The organism is Micromonospora sp. NPDC049274 (assembly GCF_040678875.1).
In the GTDB taxonomy this organism is placed as follows: domain Bacteria; phylum Actinomycetota; class Actinomycetes; order Mycobacteriales; family Micromonosporaceae; genus Micromonospora.
In genome coordinates, this window is sequence record NZ_JBFAQS010000031.1 from 1 (window position 1) to 16,372 (window position 16,372).

Here is a 16,372-nt window from a genome sequence, read left to right on the forward strand (position 1 = left end):
GGGTGGGTGGGTGGGTGGGTGGGTGGGTGGGTGGGTGGGTGGGTGGGTTTAGGGGGTTGGGGTGCTCAGGCTGGCGCTGGCTGCGTCTCTGGCGGTTTCTCGGGGCATCAGGCGGCCGGAGCGGTAGCCGATGCCGATGCCGGCGATCAGCACGAAGATCGCGCCGAACGTCTGCAGCGAGCCGATCAGGGCACCTCCCAGGCCGAGCAGCGGCGCGGCGATGATCAGCATGATGCCGTCACCGAGGCTGAAGGTGCCCGAGCGGGCCACCGCCCAGCCGGTGAGGAACCAGCCCACGCTGTAGAACGTCGCGCCGAGCAGGACCAGCGACCGTGCGGTGGTCCCGAAGACGGGCGTCTGCTCCTCCAGCCCGGCGAACGGCAGCATCAGCACGGTCCCGGCGATGCTGACCAGCAGCCCGGCGGCGGCCACCCGGCGGCTGCGCGTGGCCGCCAACAGACCGGTGAGGGCCAGCAGCGCGAGCAGGCCGAGCCACACCGCGGCCACCCAGCCGATCAGGTACACGGCCCGGCCGTCGGCCGGATACGGGTCGTTGCCCACCCCGCCGTCGCTGGCCATCGCCACCGCGCCGTAGAGGATGGCGTACGCGGGCAGCAGCCACACCGCGGCCCGCGCGAACCGGCGTACCGACCAGGCCCAGCTGGCGTTCGTGGCCGGCCCGGCCGGGGTCGGCTCGCCCACGAAGGGGAGTACGCCGAACCCGCCGCCGGTGCTGCGGGAGCCCAGTGGGGCGGCCGGGTCGTGCGCGCCGGGCACCGGGGCCGAGGACCACATCCGATTCGCCGGATCCTTCATGCGTCACCTCGCTCGTCCACGAGCGGTGCGGAACGCGCCGGGGCGCCCCGATTGCCTGGTCACCACCCGTCCTAGGACCGATCGTGGCAGGCATCGGAGCGCCCCATGAGTGTTTCTCGCATTCAGGGCCCGCATCGAAGCCCCTGGCCGGCCGGTCGGCCGGCGTGCCGGATCAGCCGCGCTCGCGCTGGTCGGCCGGGTCCTCGGTCAGGCTGGGCGCGGTGACCGGCTCCGGAGCGGGCAGCCCCTGCGGCTTGTTGCCGCCGGTGGCCTGCGCCTCGGCGACGCGTACCTCGTCGTGGATCTGCTGGGCGGCATCCGCCGCGGCCTGCGCCGCCTCCGCGGCCTCGCGCTCCACCTGGCTGGCGTGGTCGGCAGCCTCCGGCGAGGGCAGGTCCCCCACCATCTGGCTCAGCCCGCCGAGCGCGCCACCCATGCCCTCCAGGGCCTTGGTCAGCTCGGCCGGGATGATCCAGACCTTGTTGGCGCTGCCCTGAGCGATCTGGGGCAGAGCCTGCAGGTACTGGTAGGCGAGCACCTTCTGGCTCGGGTTGGCCTGGTGGATCGCGTCGAAGACCGTCCGGATCGCCTTCGCCTGACCCTCGGCCTGCAGGATCCGGGCCTGCCGGTCACCGTCGGCCCGCAACACGGCCGACTGCTTGTCACCCTCGGCGGTGAGGATCACCGACTGCTTGTGCCCCTCGGCGGTCAGGATCGCGGCGCGGCGGTCCCGCTCGGCGCGCATCTGCTTCTCCATCGAGTCGCGGATGCTGGCCGGCGGCTCGATCGCCTTGATCTCCACCCGGGTCACCTTGATGCCCCACCGACCGGTGGTCTCGTCCAGCACGCCGGAGAGGTGCCGGTTGATCTCGTCCCGGCTGGTCAGCGCCCGCTCCAGGTCGAGCGAGCCGATCACGTTACGCAGCGTGGTGACGGTGAGCTGCTCGATGGCCTGCAGGAAGCTGGAGATCTCGTAGGTCGCCCGGACCGAGTCGACCACCTTGAAGTAGAGAACCGTGTCGATCGAGACCACCAGGTTGTCCGAAGTGATCACCGGCTGCGGGGGGAAGCTGACGACCTGCTCCCGCATGTCGACCTTGGTGCGTACGGCGTCGATGAACGGCACCAGCAGGTTGAGGCCGGGGTTGAGGGTGCGCTTGTACTTGCCGAGCCGTTCCACCACGTCCTGGCGCTGCTGCGGCACGATCCGCACCGCCTTCGCCAGCGTTATCACGGCGATCAACGCCACCGCGATCACCAGCACACCCAATATCGTCATCCCGTTCACCCTCTCGCTTCCGGCAGCTCGCCGGCGGAAGAAACGTCGTCCTGCCAGACCAGGGCGGTCGCGCCCCGGACCTTTATCACCCGAACCCGCTCACCGGGCTCGAAAGTCTGCGTCGTGTCGTACGGCCGGGCGGTCCACAGCTCCCCGTCGATCTTGACGAGGCCGTGGTCGGCGTCCACCCGCTCGAGCACCAGGGCCGTGGAGCCCTCGATCGCCTCCACGCCGAACGGCTGCTCGCCGCTCTCCAGCGCCGAACGGCGATGCCGCCGAATCACCGGACGGGCCACCAGCAGACTCAACGCGGACACCACCGCGAAGACCAGAGCCTGCACGGCAACCGGCGCGCCCAGGGCGGCGGCACCGGCCGCGGCGAACGCACCGAGCCCGAACATGATGAGAAAGAGCGTCGTCGTGAAGATCTCGGCGACCGCCAGCACCACACCCAAAACGATCCACACCACCGCGTCCACACCACGATCGTGACACGCAAACGCACGCGCGGCCTCCCCAGGAAGATCAGTAGGCTCATCGACGCCCTTTCCGGCCCGCCGAAACGCCACCAATCGGCGCCCAACCCGAGGAGGTCCCCCTTGACCCTGCTGCCCGAGACCGCCCGTCAGATCGACGCCCGGGTCGCGCAGGCCCAGGCGGACGGCCACGTCCCCTCGCTGGTGCTGGGCGTCGTGCGCGACGGCACGCTGGTGCACCTGGCCCTGGCCGGCGAGCATCCCCGCCCGGACGTCGATCTCCAGTACCGTCTGGGCTCGATCAGCAAGACCATGACCGCGACCCTGATCATGCAGTTGCGCGACGCCGGCCGGCTCGCCCTCGACGACCCGCTGGAGCGCCACCTGCCGGGTACCGGCGTCGGCGCGCTCACCCTGCGCCAACTGCTCGCGCACGTCAGCGGCATGCAGCGTGAACCCGAGGGCGACTGGTGGGAACGCGCGGCCGGCGTGGACCTCACCACCCTGCTCGCCGGGGTCACCCCCGACAAGATCGCTTATCCGCCGCACGCCACCTACCACTACTCCAACCTGGCGTACGGGCTGCTCGGCGGCGTCCTCGAACGACTCACCGGGACGCCCTGGGCCAACCTGCTCGGCGAGCGGATCCTCACCCCGCTGGGCCTGCGCCGCACCACGTACGCGGCCACCGAGCCGTTCGCCCGTGGCTACGTCGTACACCCCTGGCACGACACCCTGCGCGAGGAGCCGCGCACCGACACCGGAGCGATGGCCCCGGCCGGCCAGCTCTGGTCGACGATCGAGGATCTCGCCCGCTGGGCCGCCTTCCTGGCCGATCCCGACCCGTCGGTGCTCGCCGCCGAGACGCTTGCCGAGATGTGCTCACCCGTGGTGATCAGCGACCAGGAGTCCTGGACCCACGGCCACGGACTCGGGCTGGAACTCTTCCGGGAGGGCGACCGGATCTACGTCGGACACGGCGGCTCCATGCCCGGCTACGTCGCCTCGCTCGCCGTGCACCGGCCCAGCCGCACCGCGGTCGTGGGCTTCGCCAACTCGTACGGTTTCCGCACCGGCAGCCTGGGCGGGCTGAGCCGGCAACTGCTCACACTGGTGTTGGACGCCGAACCCGCCCCGGTCACCCCGTGGCGACCGACCGCCGCCCCGCCGTCCGCCGAACTCGCCGAGCTGACCGGCCGCTGGTGGTGGATGGGCACCACCATCGAGGTGTACGCGGACGCCGCCGGCGACCTGCACGCCGGACCGGTCGGCACGCCGAACCTCTTCGTCGCCGAGGGCACGGACCGCTGGCGGGGCCGGGCCGGCGGACAGGACGGCGAGATCCTCACGGTGCGCCGCGACGAGCAGGGCCGCGCGGTCGCGCTGGACATCGCCACCTTCCTCTACTCCCGCACCCCCGACCAGGAGCCCTGAGCGCCTCCCGCGCCGCACCGCCCGCCCGCGCCGACCGCCCGCGTCGCCTCGCGTCGCGTCGCCTCGCGTCGCCTCGCGTCGCCTCGCCTCGCGTCGCGTCGCCTCGCCTCGCCTCGCGTCGCGTCGCCTCGCCTCGCCTCGCGTCGTCGGACCCAAGATCCGCGCAACTTCCCTGATGTTGCTGCCTCGGAGCGCTCGGAGGCAGCAACGTCAGGGAAAGTGCGCGGATCTTGTGGGCGGTGCCGGGGACGGTGCCGGGGGCGGGGACGGTGCCGGGGGCGGGGGCGGGGGCGGGGGCGGGGGCGGGGGCGGGGGCGGATCAGGCTGGTTCGGTGACGAAGTCGATGAGGCGTTCCATGGCGTTGATCAGTGGAGTCTCGACGTCGGCGAAGCTGTTCACCCGGGACAGGATGTGTCGCCACATGTCGGTCGGCTCGGCCACCCCGAGGGCCGCGCAGACCCCCTCCTTCCACGGACGCCCCGGCGGCACCACCGGCCACTCCGCGATGCCCAGCTTGGCCGGCTTGACCGCCTGCCACACGTCGACGTAGGGGTGCCCGGTCACCAGCACGTACGGCGAGGTCACCCGCGCCACGATCCGGCTCTCCTTGCTGCCTGGCACGAGATGGTCGACAAGCACACCCAGCCGCCGGGTGGGGCCGGGGCCGAAGTCGCGAACCGCGGCGTCGAGGTCGTCGATGCCGTCCAGGGGCTCCACGACCACGCCCTCGATCCGCAGGTCGTCGCCCCAGATGCGCTCGACCAGCGCGGCGTCGTGGATGCCCTCCACCCAGATCCGGCTGGCCTTGGCCACCTGGGCGCGCACATTGTCCACCGCCACCGAACCGGACGCGGTACGCCGACGGGCCGCCGGCACCGGGGCGCGGCTCGGGCGGCGCAGTGTCACCGGACGGCCGTCGAGCAGAAACGCCGCGGGTAGCAGCGGGAAGTTGCGCCGTTTTCCGTGTCGGTCCTCCAACACCACCGCGCCCGCCTCGAAGCCCACCACCGCTCCGCAGAACCCGGAGTCGGCGTCCTCCACCACGAGATCCGGCTCGGCGTCCACCTCGGGGGTGACCTTCCGCCGCCGCCAGTCTCCCGCCAGCACGTCCTCGCCGTATCGCCCCGCCATGTCGATCACGCTAACCCCACGCCGCCGGCCCGTGTCATCCCGACACACCGTCACCTGCCACCGCCCCGGACGGACGAGGCAGGCACCCGTCAACTGGCGGGACCCGCGCCTGAGCCGAGGCGTGCCCACGGCTGGGCAGGCGGGGAGCGGATGGGGCGAAGGGGGCAGTTCGGGGCAGGCAGGGCAGCCGGAGCGGCAGTCGAGACAGGGCCACCGATGACCACGTACCCTTTCGGCATGTCCACCCCCGCAACGGGCGCGGCCACGCTTGCGCCGCGCCGGTCGAGCCGGTTCGTTGCCTGGGTGCGCGCGTGGCGCGCCGGGCTGGTGCCGTTCGACGAGGTCGCCGACGCCATCGCCGGTGACGAGGAGCACCTCGTCGCGGACGCCCCCGGCACCTGGACCGACGTCCCGCTGGGTGCCGCGCTGCCCACCCTGGCCAAGCTCTCCCCCGACGAGATCCGTCTGGTGCTGCCCGCGCCGGGTGACCCGCGGGGTCTGCCCGGTCCCGGGGACTTCGCCGGGGCGGCGCTGGTGGCGGGCGAGGCGGTGGTGGCCGGTGGGCTGGGCCTGATCCCGCAGGTCCGCAGCCACACGTCCGGTTCGGGGGACTGTTTCGAGACGGTGCTGTGGCGGGTCTACCCGCTGCCGGCCAACGCCCCGGCGGCCTCGCTGTCGCTGCCCGGCGCCGCCGAGGCGGAGGCCGAGCTGGCTGCCGCGCTGGCCGAGACGACGGCCGCGCTGACCCGTCTCGACGTGGCCCAGTGGCGGCCCGAGTTGGCCGGAGCGCTGGCTGCGCTGCGCCGCCCGGACGGCGCCACCGACCTGCCACCGGGCTTCGACCCGCGGGCCCGCCGGCTCTTCGCCCGGGCCGCCGTGCTGGACCGGGTGCTCGCGCTGGCCGGGCACGCCGCCCCCGGTGGCGCGATCAACAACTACGAGGCCCAGCAGCGCGACGCCGCGCTGCGCCCGCTCACCACGGCCTGCCGGCAGGCACTGGTGGCCGCCTGCAACGCCCCCCTACGCCCCTGACCCACCCCCCGCCGCGCGGCGTCAGATCTCGTCGAGCAGGTCCGCCACCGAGCTGATGATCCGGGACGGGCGGTACGGGTAGCGCTCCGCCTCGGTACGGCTGCTGATGCCGGTGAGCACCAGGATGGTCTCCAGCCCGGCCTCCAGGCCGCAGAGGATGTCGGTGTCCATCCGGTCGCCGATCATCGCGGTGGTCTCCGAGTGCGCGTTGATGGTGTTCAGCGCGGAGCGCATCATCATCGGGTTGGGCTTGCCGACGAAGTACGGCTCCACCCCGGTCGCCTTGGAGATCATGGCGGCGACCGAGCCGGCGGCGGGCAGCGCGCCCTCCACGGACGGGCCGGTCACGTCGGGGTTGGTGCAGATGAACCGCGCCCCGTCGTTGATCAGCCGGACCGCCTTGGTGATCGCCTCGAAGCTGTAGGTGCGGGTCTCGCCGAGCACCACGTAGTCCGGGGCGAAGTCGGTGAGCACGTAGCCGACCGCGTGCAGCGCCGTGGTCAGGCCGGCCTCGCCGATGACGTACGCGGTGCCGCCCGGCCGCTGGTCGGCGAGGAACTGGCCGGTGGCCAGAGCGGACGACCAGATCGACTCCTCCGGAACGTCCAGGCCCATCCGGCTCAACCGGGCCGTCAGGTCCCGCGGCGTGTAGATCGAGTTGTTGGTCAGCACCAGGAACGGCTTGCCGGAGGCGCGCAGCCGGTTGATGAACTCCGGTGCGCCGGGAACCGGCTGGCCCTCGTGCACCAGCACACCGTCCATGTCGGTGAGCCAGCTCTGCACGGGTTTACGGTCATGCATCGGTGCTCCCAGCGGGCGTCGGGCGGCGGGTCGGTACGCAGCACACGGTGGGGCAGGTGTCCCACATCGGCAGCTCGCCGAGCCGGCGACGTAGCTGCGCGCCGTCCGGGTCGGTCCGCTCGGTGACCAGCTCCCGGACCAAGGTCACGAAGCGCGGATCGGTGCCCGGGGTGCCGGCCCGGACGAAGTCCAGGCCGAGCTGCTTGGCCGTCTCCAGCGCCTCGGTGTCGAGGTCCCACACGACCTCCAGGTGGTCGGAGACGAAACCGATCGGGCTGACCACCACGCTCGTGGTGCCGCCCTGCGCGAGGGCGGCCAGGTGGTCGTTGATGTCCGGCTCCAGCCACGGCACCTGTGGTGGGCCAGAACGGCTCTGCCAGACCAGGTCGTACGCGAGGCCGGGGGCGGCGGCAGTGGCCACCAGCCGGGCGGCCTCGCGCAGTTGCGCCTCGTACCGGCCGCCGTGCGGGCCGGCGTTGGCCGCCATCGAGCTGGGGATGGAGTGGGCGGTGAACACCAGTCGGGTGGTGTCCCGCTTGGCCGGGTCGAGCTGGCCCAGCGCGACACGGACGGCGTCGGTGTGCGGCTCGATGAAGCCGGGGTGGTCCCAGAACTGGCGGAGCTTCTCGATCACCGGGGCGTCCGGGCCGACGGCGGCGCGGGCGGCGGCGATGTCCTCCTGGTACTGCCGGCAGGACGAGTAGCCGCCGTACGCGCTGGTGACGAAGGCCAGCGCCCGGGTCACCCCGTCGTCGCGCATCCGCGTCACGGTGTCGGCGAGCATCGGGTCCCAGTTGCGGTTGCCCCAGTAGAGGGGCAGGTCGAGACCGTGCGCGGCGAAGTCGGCGCGGACGGCGGCCAGCAGCTCGCGGTTCTGCTGGTTGATCGGGGACACCCCGCCGAAGTGCTGGTAGTGCTCGGCGACCTCGGCCAGCCGCTCGGGCGGCACACCTCGGCCGCGGGTCACGTTCTGCAGGAACGGCATCACGTCCTCGGGCCGTTCGGGCCCGCCGAAGGACACCAGCACCACCGCGTCGTACGCCATGGGGTCATTCTTGCCCCTCGGCCGTGACGGCCCGGCGACGCCCCCTGGTCCGGACGCGTGGATCACGCGGCCGGCGGCCAGGGAGCGGCGCGGCGCGGCGTCAGGAACCGATGGCGTGGTAGCCGCCGTCGACGTGCACGATCTCGCCGGTGGTGGCCGGGAACCAGTCGGAGAGCAGCGCCAGGCAGGCCCGGGCGGCCGGCTCCTGGTCGGTGAGGCTCCAGCCCAGCGGCGCCCGCTCGGCCCAGGCCTCCTCGAACTGGTCGAAGCCGGGGATCGACTTCGCGGCGATCGTCCGCAGCGGCCCGGCGGCGACCAGGTTGCTGCGGATGCCCTGCTTGCCCAGGTGCAGGGCGAGGTAGCGGGACGCGGACTCCAGGCCGGCCTTGGCCACGCCCATCCAGTCGTAGACCGGCCACGCCTTCGTCGCGTCGAAGGTCAGGCCGACCACCGCGCCGCCTGCCGACATCAGCGGCAGCGCCGCCATGGCCAGCGACTTGTACGAGTAGGTGGAGACGTGCAGGGCGGTCGCCACGTCCTCCCAGGGCGCGTCGAGGAAACCGCCGCCCAGGCAGCTCTGCGGGGCGAAGCCGATCGAGTGCACGACCCCGTCGAGGCCGTCGACGTGCTCGCGGACCCGGTCGGCGAGGCTGGCCAGGTGCTCGGTGTTCGTCACGTCGACCTCGATCACCGGCGCGGGCTCGGGCAGCCGCTTGGCGATCCGCTCGACCAGGGAGAGCCGGCCGAAGCCGGTCAGCACGACCTGCGCGCCGTTCTCCTGGGCGAGTTTCGCCACCGAGAAGGCGATCGAAGCCTCGGTGATCACACCGGTGACGAGCAGCCGCTTACCGGCGAGCAGTCCGGACATCGCTGATTTCCTCCGTAGTCAAAAGGGTTAGTGGCCCATGCCGAGGCCGCCGTCGACCGGGATCACGGCGCCGGAGACGTACCCGGCGCTGTCCGAGGCCAGCCAGGTGACCACTGCGGCGACCTCGTCCGGGCTGGCCATCCGGCCGGCCGGGATGGACTTGAGGATCTCCGCCTTGCGGTCGCCGGAGAGGCCGGCGGTCATGTCGGTGTCGATGAAGCCGGGTGCCACCACGTTCGCGGTGATGTTGCGGCTGCCCAGCTCCCGGGTGATCGAGCGGGCGACGCCGACGAGGCCGGCCTTGCTGGCGGCGTAGTTGACCTGCCCGGCGCCGCCGGCGAGGCCGACCACCGAGGAGATGAAGATCATGCGGCCCCACTTGGCGCGGAGCATCTTGCCGGAGGCGCGCTTCGCGACCCGGAACGCGCCGGTGAGGTTGGTGTCCACCACGTCGGTGAACTGCTCCTCGGACATCCGCAGCAGCAGCGTGTCGGCGGTCATGCCGGCGTTGGCGACAAGCACCTCGACCGGCCCCAGCTCGGCCTCGACGGCGGCGAACGCGGCGTCGATGGAGGCCGCGTCGGTGACGTCGGCGCGTACGCCGAACAGCCCGTCGGGGGCGTCGCCACTGCGGTGGGTGACCGCCACCCGATCGCCCTGCTTGGCGAAGGCCTGCGCGATGGCCAGGCCGATCCCCCGGTTGCCCCCGGTCACCAGCACGGTTCGGGACACGGTTCCTCCTTGCGAATGGTCAGCACGGACGCGTCGGAGCCTAGGCGTTACCCGCAGGTAAGCGCTAACGGGCGTCGCGTCACACTGGGGTACGACACCGGAATCAACCCCTGGTGGCACGCCTCGCAACGGGGTCGGCCCGTAGCCTCCGGGTGGTGAACCGGCAACCGATCGTCATGGCGCTGCGGGCGCTGCGGCAGACCCTGTGGGGCCCCGACGCCCCGCCCGGTCGACAGCTGCTGGCCCGTTGGCCCCGGGTGGCCCCGTACGCCACCCCGGTCGGGCTGCTCGCCGCGCTCGGCCTCTTCCTGATCACACTGAACGTGGAGAGCAGCTGGGGCCTGCCCACGCCAGTCGCGCTCCTGTTCGCGGGGATGACCGTGGCGCCGCTGCTGGCGCTGCCCCGGCGTCCGCTGCTGGCCTGGCGGCTGACGGTGCTGGCCCTGCTGATCTGCACGTTCAACGCGCCAGCCAACCGGTCCTGGCCGTGGACCCCACCGCTGGTGCTCGGATCGGTCGCGGTGGTCGCGGTGGTCGTCGCGCGCGTCGACAGGCCGGTGCTGGTCTGGTTGGTGGTGATCAGCACGGTGCCGGTGCTGACCTTCGTCCACCCCGACAATCGGGTTCCGGTCCTGCTGCTGCTCGGTGCGCTGGCGATCGTCGGTGACCTGATCCGGCGCAACAGGCTGTCCCGGCGGGCGCTGGCCGCGCAGACCGAGCTGAGCGAGCGGGAGCAGGAGCGCCGCGCGGTGCTGGAGGAGCGCACCCGGATCGCCCGCGAACTGCACGACGTGGTGGCCCACCACATGTCGCTGATCGCGGTGCAGGCCGAGACCGCGCCGTACCGGCTGACCGACGTGCCGGCGCCGGCAGCCGCGGAGTTCGCCGCCATCGCCGGCTCGGCCCGCGACGCGCTCACCGACATGCGGCGGCTGCTGGGGGTGCTGCGCAGCGAGGCCACCGGTCCGCAGACCGCACCACAACCCGACCTGGGCGACCTGGGCGCGATGGTGGACGTGGCCCGCCGCGCCGGGCTGCCGGTGACGCTTGACGTCGACCCGTCGATCGACGGACGGGTGCCCGCGCCGGTCGGGCTGGCCGCGTACCGCATCGTGCAGGAGGGGCTCGCGAACGCGGCCCGGCACGCGGCCGGCGCCGCGGTGCGCGTCACCGTCCGCGCCGGAGGGTCCGGTCTGGGAGTACGCGTCGAGAACTCCCCGGCCGACGCCCGACCGACCACCGACGGCGGTCCGGGGCACGGGCTGACCGGCATGCGGGAGCGGGCCACCTCGTTGGGCGGTACGTTCACCGCCGGGCCGCTGCCCGAGGGCGGTTACGCGGTGGCGGCCGAACTGCCGTACGAGGCGGAGAGCGGAGACGCATGATCAAGGTGCTGATCGCCGACGACCAGGCAATGGTCCGGCAGGGCTTCGGCGCGTTGCTGGCCGCCCAGCCGGACCTGCTCGTGGTGGGTGACGCCGCCGACGGCGCACAGGCAGTCGCCGCCACCCGCCGGCTCGACCCGGACGTGGTGCTGATGGACGTGCGGATGCCGGTCATGGACGGGCTGGAGGCCACCCGCAAGCTGCTCGGTGACCGGTCGGCGCAGCGCCCCCGGGTGCTCATCCTGACGACGTTCGACCTGGACGACTACGTGTACGAGGCGCTGCGCGCCGGGGCCAGCGGCTTCCTGCTCAAGGACGCCCCGGCGGCCGACCTGGTGCAGGCGGTGCGGATCGTGGCGGCCGGGGACGCGCTGCTCGCCCCGGCGGTGACCCGCCGGTTGATCGCCGAGTTCGCGGCCCGCCCGGACCGACGCCGGCCCCGCCCCACCGACCTGGCCGGACTGACACCCCGCGAGACCGAGGTGCTGCGGTTGATCGCCCGGGGCCGCAACAACGCGGAGATCGCCGGTGACCTGGTGGTGGCCGAGCAGACCGTGAAGACGCACGTCGGGCGGATCCTCGGCAAGCTGGGGTTGCGCGACCGTGCCCAGGCCGTGGTGCTGGCGTACGAGACGGGTCTGGTCGCCGCCGGCGAGTAGTCCCCCGGAGCCACCCGGGAAACGGCTCCCCGGTGCGACGACCGCGACCCGTGCGTCCCCGCACTCTCCTCCGGACGACATATCCGGAGGGAGAACGTGATGCGACGACGAGGTGCCGCCCGTTTCGCACTGAGCGCACTGCTCGGCGTGAACCTGGTCCTGCCCAGCCGACCCGAGCCGGTCGCCGCGGCGGGGTTCGTCGAGGCGTACCCGGTCAGCGCGGCGGCGATGCGCGCGGCCGGCCCCCCGTACGCGGACTGGGCGGCCGACGGACGCCGGTTCCTGGTCTTCGACCCGCGCGGTGACGGCCGCGCCGTGGAGGTGCTCGGCGACCTGGCCGACGCGGACCGGATCGCGGTGCTGGTGCCCGGGGTGGGCAGCACCCTCGCGGACTTCGACCGCGGGTTGGGCGGGGTGGCCCGGCGGGCGCCGGCGGTGCAGGCCACGCAGCTCTACGCGCAGGTGCGGTCGACCGACCCGACGGCGCGGGTCGCGGTGCTGGCCTGGCTCGGCTACGACCCGCCCGACGGGGTGCTGACCGCCGTCAGCGACGCCAGCGCCCGGCGTGGGGCGGCCGGCCTGGCCCGGCTGCTGCGGGAGCTGGCCGCACGCCGTCCCGCCGCGACGATCACGGTGATCGGGCACAGCTACGGGGCGTTGGTGGCGGCGCTGGCGGCGACGCACGCCCCGGCGCAGGTCGCCGATGTGGTCAGCCTCGGCGGCGTCGGCGCCGGGGCGCAGCGCGCCGCCGACCTGCGCGACGGTCTGCGGTTCTGGGCTGCCGAGGCGCCGTCGGACTGGATCCGCCGGGTGCCACCGGTGCGGCTGCCCGGCCTCGGCTACGGGCGTCGCCCCGGCGATCCGGCGTTCGGCGCCCGGCCGCTGCCGGTGGACGGCGTGGCCGGGCACGACGGCTACCTGGTGGCCGGCAGCGGCACCCTGGTCGCGGTCACGGCGGTCGTGCTCGGCAGCGGCCCGGTCGAGGACGCCCGGTGACCCGCGATCGCGCGGTCGACGCGCTGCGGGCGTACGCGATCGGTGGGGTGGTGCTCGGGCACTGGCTGGTCACCGGCCTGGTGCTGGCCGGCGACGGCGGGCTGCACCAGGCCAGCCCGCTGACCACGATGCCCGACCTGGCCCCGATGACCTGGGTGTTGCAGACGCTCGGCCTGTTCTTCTTCGCCGCCGGCTTCGGCTCGGCCCGGTCGCTGGCCCGGCATCGGGGCGGGACGGGTCGCTGGCTGGCCCGCCGGTTGCGCCGGCTGCTGCTGCCCACGGTGGCACTGCTGGGCGCCGGCGCGGCCGTGCTGCTGGCCGCCACCGTGGCGGGCGCACCGGACGACACGCTCACTGTCGGACTGCACCTGGCGGTCAGCCCGCTCTGGTTCCTGGTGCCGCTGCTGCTCCTGGTGACGGCGAGCGGCCCGCTGCGCGCCGCCGTAAGCCGGTGGGGCGTGGCGCGTTGCGTCGTCCCGGCGGTGGCCGTGGTGGCGGCGAGTGACGTGGCGGTGCGCCTGCTGCCGGACGGTGTGGCCGTGGCTCCGGTAAGCGTGGTGGCGGCGTGGGCCGTGCCGTACCTGCTCGGCCTGGCGTACGCCGACGGGCGGTTGGCCGGGCGGCGGACGGCCGGCCTGCTCGCGGCCGGTGGGGGCGCGGTGCTGGCCGTGCTGCTGGCGGTTGGCTACCCGGTCAGCGCGGTCGGTGTGCCCGGGGACGGGGTGTCCAACCTGAACCCGCCGTCGCTGCTGGCGGTGGCCCTGGCCGTCACCCAGGTCGGGCTGGGTCTGCTGGCCCGGCCCGGCTGGGAACGGCTGCTGGCCCGACCGCTGCCGAGCCGGGCGGTGACCGCGGTTAACCACAACGCGGTGCGGATCTACCTGTGGCACCAACCGGTGCTGATCACGGTGACCGCGCTCACCGCCCGGGGTGGTTTGGCCCTGCCCGGACTGCACACCGCGCCGGACGGCCCGGGTTGGGTGCTGGCCCGGTTCTGCTGGCTGCCGCTGCTCGCCGCGGTGCTGGTGACAATCGTGCGCACGGGTCGCCGGAGCGGGTCGGCGGACCGCCCGGACCGGTGGCGCCGGCCGGGCGGTGGAGCGGTCGCCGACCGGTCGGCCGAGTGCGTCCCGGCGTCGGCGCAGGTGTACGATCATCGACGTTCCGGCCGGGCCGACTTGCAGGAGGTGATCGCTGTGCGAGATAGCGATCCTCCCAGTCGTGGCCGGGCCGATGGTCAGCCCCGCTGAGCCACGACTCAGTCTGGCGAGCTGACCCCGCTCCGCTCCCCCACCGCCTCGGCTGACGCCGAGGCGCGTGCGCCGCGCCGTCCGACCACCGGACGGTCGTCGGGAGCCGCCCGGTCACGACTTCGTGTGCGCGTCCCCACCCCCTGCGGTCCGCCCCCGCACGCGGACCGTCCAGCCGCCACTCGGAGCCGTCATGAGCCGCTACGTCGCCCCGCTGGGCTTCACCCTCGCCGCCGTCTGGGTGGCCGTCGTCTTCGTCCTGGCCGGCGGCGGTCACTGACCGCCGCTCGTCCGAGGTTGTCGGTTGCCGGCGTGGGTGCCTGCCCGGCTGACCCGTAACGCTACGGGAATCCGCCAGGGCCCGGCGAGGAGCGCGACGCCGATCTGCGCGACGCCGGCGACGACCAGCGTTGTTCCCGTGCCGACCAGGCCGATGATCGTTCCGCCGGCGAGCAGGCCGAGCGACACAGCCCCGTCGTGCACCAAGCTCTCTGCGGCGAAGGCCGCTCGTCGTTCCGCGCCGTCGGTGCGAACACTGATCAACCGGTTCACCGCCGCGATACCGAGGGGCATGGCGAAGCCGCCGACCGCCGCCAGGTAGGCGATCGACGCCAGCGACGCGGTGAACAGCGGCAGAACCATGAAGGTCGCACCAAGAACGGCCCAACCGGCGGCGATGGTCGCCAGTGGCGGCAGCCGGGGTACGAGCATCGGCGCGAGCAGTGCGCCGACGACGGAGCCCGCACCGTACCCGGTCATACCGGCCGCGATGAGCAGACCCGGCCGGCCTGTCTCGGCGCCGAGGATCGCCAGGCCGAGCGTGAAGGCGAACCAGGCCAGCCCTCCGATCCCACCCATGACCACAGCGCGACGCACATCGGGATGTCGGGACAGGACGTGTCGCAGGGCAGGAGCGTCGCTCGTTGCCCCACCCGGGGCGACGGGGGCACGGCCCCGTACGGTCAGCAGCGCGACCACACCAAGCCCGACGCCGAGCGCCTCGGCCCAGAGCAGCCGGAACGGACCGTCGAGCGTGATCGCCCAGCCGGCCAGCGGCGGTGCCAGGATCATCGTGGCGCGATGGGCGAAGTCCTGCCAGGCGAGCATCCGGGCGGCGAGTTCGGTGCCCAGTCCGTCGCAGATGTCGGCGAGCAACGCCCGCTGGGCCGGGCCGCTGAGCGCGGTGCCACAGCCGGTGATCAAGCCCGCGGCGATCAGGTGGATCGGGCCGACGGTGCCGAGCACGGCGCCGACGGGCACGACCAACAACCCGATCACCTGGACGGCGAGCACGCCGGCCAGCGCACGGCCGGTTGTCAACCGCTGCCGGATACGGCGAGCCCACCAGGCCGAGGTGAGCATGGGTAACCCGACCGCCCCGCCGACCAGCCCGGTGGCCCAGGTGGAGTCGGTCTCGGCGAGCGCCACGAGGGGCAGCGCGAGGGCTGTCGTGCGCTGCCCCATCCAGGTCAGGAATGTCGTCGTCAGCATGACGGCGATGTCACGTCGAGCGGTCATGGAACCAATCCTGATCTTGCCTGGGACCGTCGGGTAGATCGCGGATCGGCCGAGTAGCTCATAATCTTGGCTTATGAACTCATCCCCATCGGTCGAGGACCTGCGGCTCGTCGAGGCACTCGCCCGACACGGCTCGCTCGGAGCGGCGGGGCGGGAACTGCTGATCAGCCAGCCGGCCGCCAGCAACCGGCTGGCGGCGCTGGAACGGCGGATCGGCGAACGGCTCTTCGATCGGGACACCACCGGGGCGCGGCCCACCCCGGCCGGCAGGGCCCTCGCGGCAGAGGCGGCACACGTCCTCGCCCATCTGGAAGAGATCTTCGATCGCACCCGAGTGGCAGCGCACACCGGGACGCTCACGATCGGCACCTTCGGCAGCCTCGCTCCCTGGCTGTTTCCGGCGCTGGAGGAGTTGTTGGCCGGAAGAAACGTGCACCAGGTCACCGACCATGGCGACCGACTGGTCGACTGGGTCGGCGAGGGCTCACTGGATGCGGCCTTCGTCGCGATCGCCAATCAGATGCGGCTGCCCGGCACCGTGAGCGCGCTGCCTGTCGGCGCCGACAGGCTGGCCGTACTCACCCCGCCGGACTTGACGCTCCGTGCCGGACGTCGGCCGTTCGCCGGACTCGACGTCATCGCGTACACCTACGACATGTCCACGGCTGCGCTGCACCGGCGGCTCTCCGAACTGGGTGCTCGACCACGCGCGGCAGCCACTGCCGAAACAGCCGTACGAATGGGCCGTCTGCTGCGGTGCCCGGTCGTCCTGCCCCGGGGAATGGGCCTCGCCTACGCCGAACCGCAGGAACGGGTCGGGGCCGTAGCGGTGGCCGGTCGGCTCATGCTTCACCTGGTTACCCGCCGGCCCACGCCACCCGTCCTGGCCCGCGCCGCGCTCAGCCTGCCCGCCCGCCTGGCCCTGGACCCATTGATGAAACCCTGAGCC

General features: G+C 73.2%; 17 protein-coding genes. 8 read left to right on the forward strand and 9 right to left on the reverse strand.

All coding sequences use genetic code 11. The features are described from left to right. Window positions 1-48: 48 nt before the first annotated feature. From AB0K10_RS32545 to AB0K10_RS32555, 3 genes are all read right to left on the reverse strand, one after another. Window positions 49-816, reverse strand: a complete 768-nt coding sequence (locus AB0K10_RS32545; protein ID WP_363689967.1) for a hypothetical protein — start codon at window positions 814-816, stop codon at window positions 49-51. Window positions 817-988: 172 nt separating this feature from the next. After that, a complete protein-coding gene (locus AB0K10_RS32550; RefSeq protein ID WP_363689969.1) occupies window positions 989-2,095 on the reverse strand; it encodes an SPFH domain-containing protein in 1,107 nt (368 codons plus the stop codon). A gap of 5 nt (window positions 2,096-2,100) precedes the next feature. Beyond that, window positions 2,101-2,574: an NfeD family protein gene (locus AB0K10_RS32555; RefSeq protein WP_363689971.1), complete on the reverse strand. Its 474-nt coding sequence runs from the start codon at window positions 2,572-2,574 to the stop codon at window positions 2,101-2,103. Between the two features lie 120 nt (window positions 2,575-2,694). Here AB0K10_RS32555 and AB0K10_RS32560 point away from each other — a divergent pair, with 120 nt between their 5' ends. Then, window positions 2,695-4,005 carry a serine hydrolase domain-containing protein gene (locus tag AB0K10_RS32560; protein ID WP_363689973.1) on the forward strand — a complete coding sequence of 437 codons (1,311 nt, stop codon included), beginning with the start codon at window positions 2,695-2,697 and terminating at the stop codon, window positions 4,003-4,005. 319 nt (window positions 4,006-4,324) lie between these two features. Here the strand turns inward: AB0K10_RS32560 and AB0K10_RS32565 are convergent, their stop codons facing one another. Continuing rightward, window positions 4,325-5,137: a DUF3097 domain-containing protein gene (locus AB0K10_RS32565; RefSeq protein ID WP_363689975.1), complete on the reverse strand. Its 813-nt coding sequence runs from the start codon at window positions 5,135-5,137 to the stop codon at window positions 4,325-4,327. A gap of 237 nt (window positions 5,138-5,374) precedes the next feature. Here AB0K10_RS32565 and AB0K10_RS32570 point away from each other — a divergent pair, with 237 nt between their 5' ends. After that, window positions 5,375-6,169 (forward strand): hypothetical protein, encoded by a 795-nt coding sequence (locus tag AB0K10_RS32570; RefSeq protein ID WP_358107977.1) that lies wholly within the window; start codon window positions 5,375-5,377, stop codon window positions 6,167-6,169. A 21-nt stretch (window positions 6,170-6,190) separates the two neighbouring features. Here the strand turns inward: AB0K10_RS32570 and AB0K10_RS32575 are convergent, their stop codons facing one another. The 4 genes from AB0K10_RS32575 to fabG all read right to left on the reverse strand — a co-directional run bounded on the left by AB0K10_RS32575 (window position 6,191) and on the right by fabG (window position 9,615). Next, window positions 6,191-6,970 (reverse strand): HAD-IIA family hydrolase, encoded by a 780-nt coding sequence (locus tag AB0K10_RS32575; protein WP_363689977.1) that lies wholly within the window; start codon window positions 6,968-6,970, stop codon window positions 6,191-6,193. Then, entirely contained in the window at window positions 6,963-8,015 is a 1,053-nt protein-coding gene (locus tag AB0K10_RS32580; protein WP_363689979.1) for a ferrochelatase, read from the reverse strand. The genes AB0K10_RS32575 and AB0K10_RS32580 overlap by 8 nt, the downstream gene beginning before the upstream one ends. 100 nt (window positions 8,016-8,115) lie before the next feature. Further along, window positions 8,116-8,883 (reverse strand): enoyl-ACP reductase FabI, encoded by a 768-nt coding sequence (gene fabI / locus AB0K10_RS32585; protein WP_363689981.1) that lies wholly within the window; start codon window positions 8,881-8,883, stop codon window positions 8,116-8,118. 27 nt (window positions 8,884-8,910) lie between these two features. Further along, complete coding sequence (gene fabG / locus AB0K10_RS32590; protein ID WP_363689983.1) at window positions 8,911-9,615, reverse strand: 3-oxoacyl-ACP reductase FabG; 705 nt, start codon at window positions 9,613-9,615, stop codon at window positions 8,911-8,913. 155 nt (window positions 9,616-9,770) lie between these two features. Between fabG and AB0K10_RS32595 the strand changes: the two genes are divergently transcribed. From AB0K10_RS32595 to AB0K10_RS32615, 5 genes are all read left to right on the forward strand, one after another. After that, the gene (locus AB0K10_RS32595; protein WP_363689985.1) at window positions 9,771-11,000 is read left to right on the forward strand and encodes a histidine kinase; all 1,230 of its coding nucleotides are present in this window, start codon (window positions 9,771-9,773) and stop codon (window positions 10,998-11,000) included. Further along, window positions 10,997-11,659, forward strand: coding sequence for a response regulator transcription factor (locus AB0K10_RS32600; protein WP_363689987.1), 663 nt, complete (start codon window positions 10,997-10,999; stop codon window positions 11,657-11,659). Before AB0K10_RS32595 ends, AB0K10_RS32600 begins: the two co-directional genes overlap by 4 nt. A gap of 99 nt (window positions 11,660-11,758) precedes the next feature. Beyond that, window positions 11,759-12,655: an alpha/beta hydrolase gene (locus AB0K10_RS32605; RefSeq protein WP_363689989.1), complete on the forward strand. Its 897-nt coding sequence runs from the start codon at window positions 11,759-11,761 to the stop codon at window positions 12,653-12,655. Continuing rightward, a complete protein-coding gene (locus tag AB0K10_RS32610; protein ID WP_363689991.1) occupies window positions 12,652-13,905 on the forward strand; it encodes an acyltransferase family protein in 1,254 nt (417 codons plus the stop codon). Before AB0K10_RS32605 ends, AB0K10_RS32610 begins: the two co-directional genes overlap by 4 nt. A gap of 67 nt (window positions 13,906-13,972) precedes the next feature. Next, window positions 13,973-14,185 carry a hypothetical protein gene (locus AB0K10_RS32615; protein WP_363689993.1) on the forward strand — a complete coding sequence of 71 codons (213 nt, stop codon included), beginning with the start codon at window positions 13,973-13,975 and terminating at the stop codon, window positions 14,183-14,185. Here AB0K10_RS32615 and AB0K10_RS32620 read toward each other — a convergent pair. After that, a complete protein-coding gene (locus AB0K10_RS32620) occupies window positions 14,179-15,423 on the reverse strand; it encodes an MFS transporter (RefSeq protein ID WP_358107999.1) in 1,245 nt (414 codons plus the stop codon). The two genes, AB0K10_RS32615 and AB0K10_RS32620, sit on opposite strands and share 7 nt — an antisense overlap. Window positions 15,424-15,496: 73 nt before the next feature. On the opposite strand from AB0K10_RS32620, the gene AB0K10_RS32625 reads away from it, so the two are divergent. Then, on the forward strand, window positions 15,497-16,369 hold the full coding sequence (locus AB0K10_RS32625; protein WP_363689995.1) for a LysR family transcriptional regulator: 873 nt from the start codon (window positions 15,497-15,499) through the stop codon (window positions 16,367-16,369). The last annotated feature ends 3 nt before the right edge of the window (window positions 16,370-16,372 follow it).

Bases quoted from the DNA above. Each gene is read 5' to 3' on its own strand.
- AB0K10_RS32575 (WP_363689977.1), bottom strand. From the start codon at position 6,970: ATGCATGACCGTAAACCCGTGCAGAGCTGGCTCACCGACATGGACGGT.
- fabI (WP_363689981.1), bottom strand. From the start codon at position 8,883: ATGTCCGGACTGCTCGCCGGTAAGCGGCTGCTCGTCACCGGTGTGATC.
- AB0K10_RS32620 (WP_358107999.1), bottom strand. From the start codon at position 15,423: ATGACCGCTCGACGTGACATCGCCGTCATGCTGACGACGACATTCCTG.
- AB0K10_RS32605 (WP_363689989.1), top strand. From the start codon at position 11,759: ATGCGACGACGAGGTGCCGCCCGTTTCGCACTGAGCGCACTGCTCGGC.
- AB0K10_RS32570 (WP_358107977.1), top strand. From the start codon at position 5,375: ATGTCCACCCCCGCAACGGGCGCGGCCACGCTTGCGCCGCGCCGGTCG.
- AB0K10_RS32545 (WP_363689967.1), bottom strand. From the start codon at position 816: ATGAAGGATCCGGCGAATCGGATGTGGTCCTCGGCCCCGGTGCCCGGC.
- AB0K10_RS32625 (WP_363689995.1), top strand. From the start codon at position 15,497: ATGAACTCATCCCCATCGGTCGAGGACCTGCGGCTCGTCGAGGCACTC.
- AB0K10_RS32565 (WP_363689975.1), bottom strand. From the start codon at position 5,137: ATGGCGGGGCGATACGGCGAGGACGTGCTGGCGGGAGACTGGCGGCGG.
- AB0K10_RS32580 (WP_363689979.1), bottom strand. From the start codon at position 8,015: ATGGCGTACGACGCGGTGGTGCTGGTGTCCTTCGGCGGGCCCGAACGG.
- AB0K10_RS32550 (WP_363689969.1), bottom strand. From the start codon at position 2,095: ATGACGATATTGGGTGTGCTGGTGATCGCGGTGGCGTTGATCGCCGTG.
- AB0K10_RS32600 (WP_363689987.1), top strand. From the start codon at position 10,997: ATGATCAAGGTGCTGATCGCCGACGACCAGGCAATGGTCCGGCAGGGC.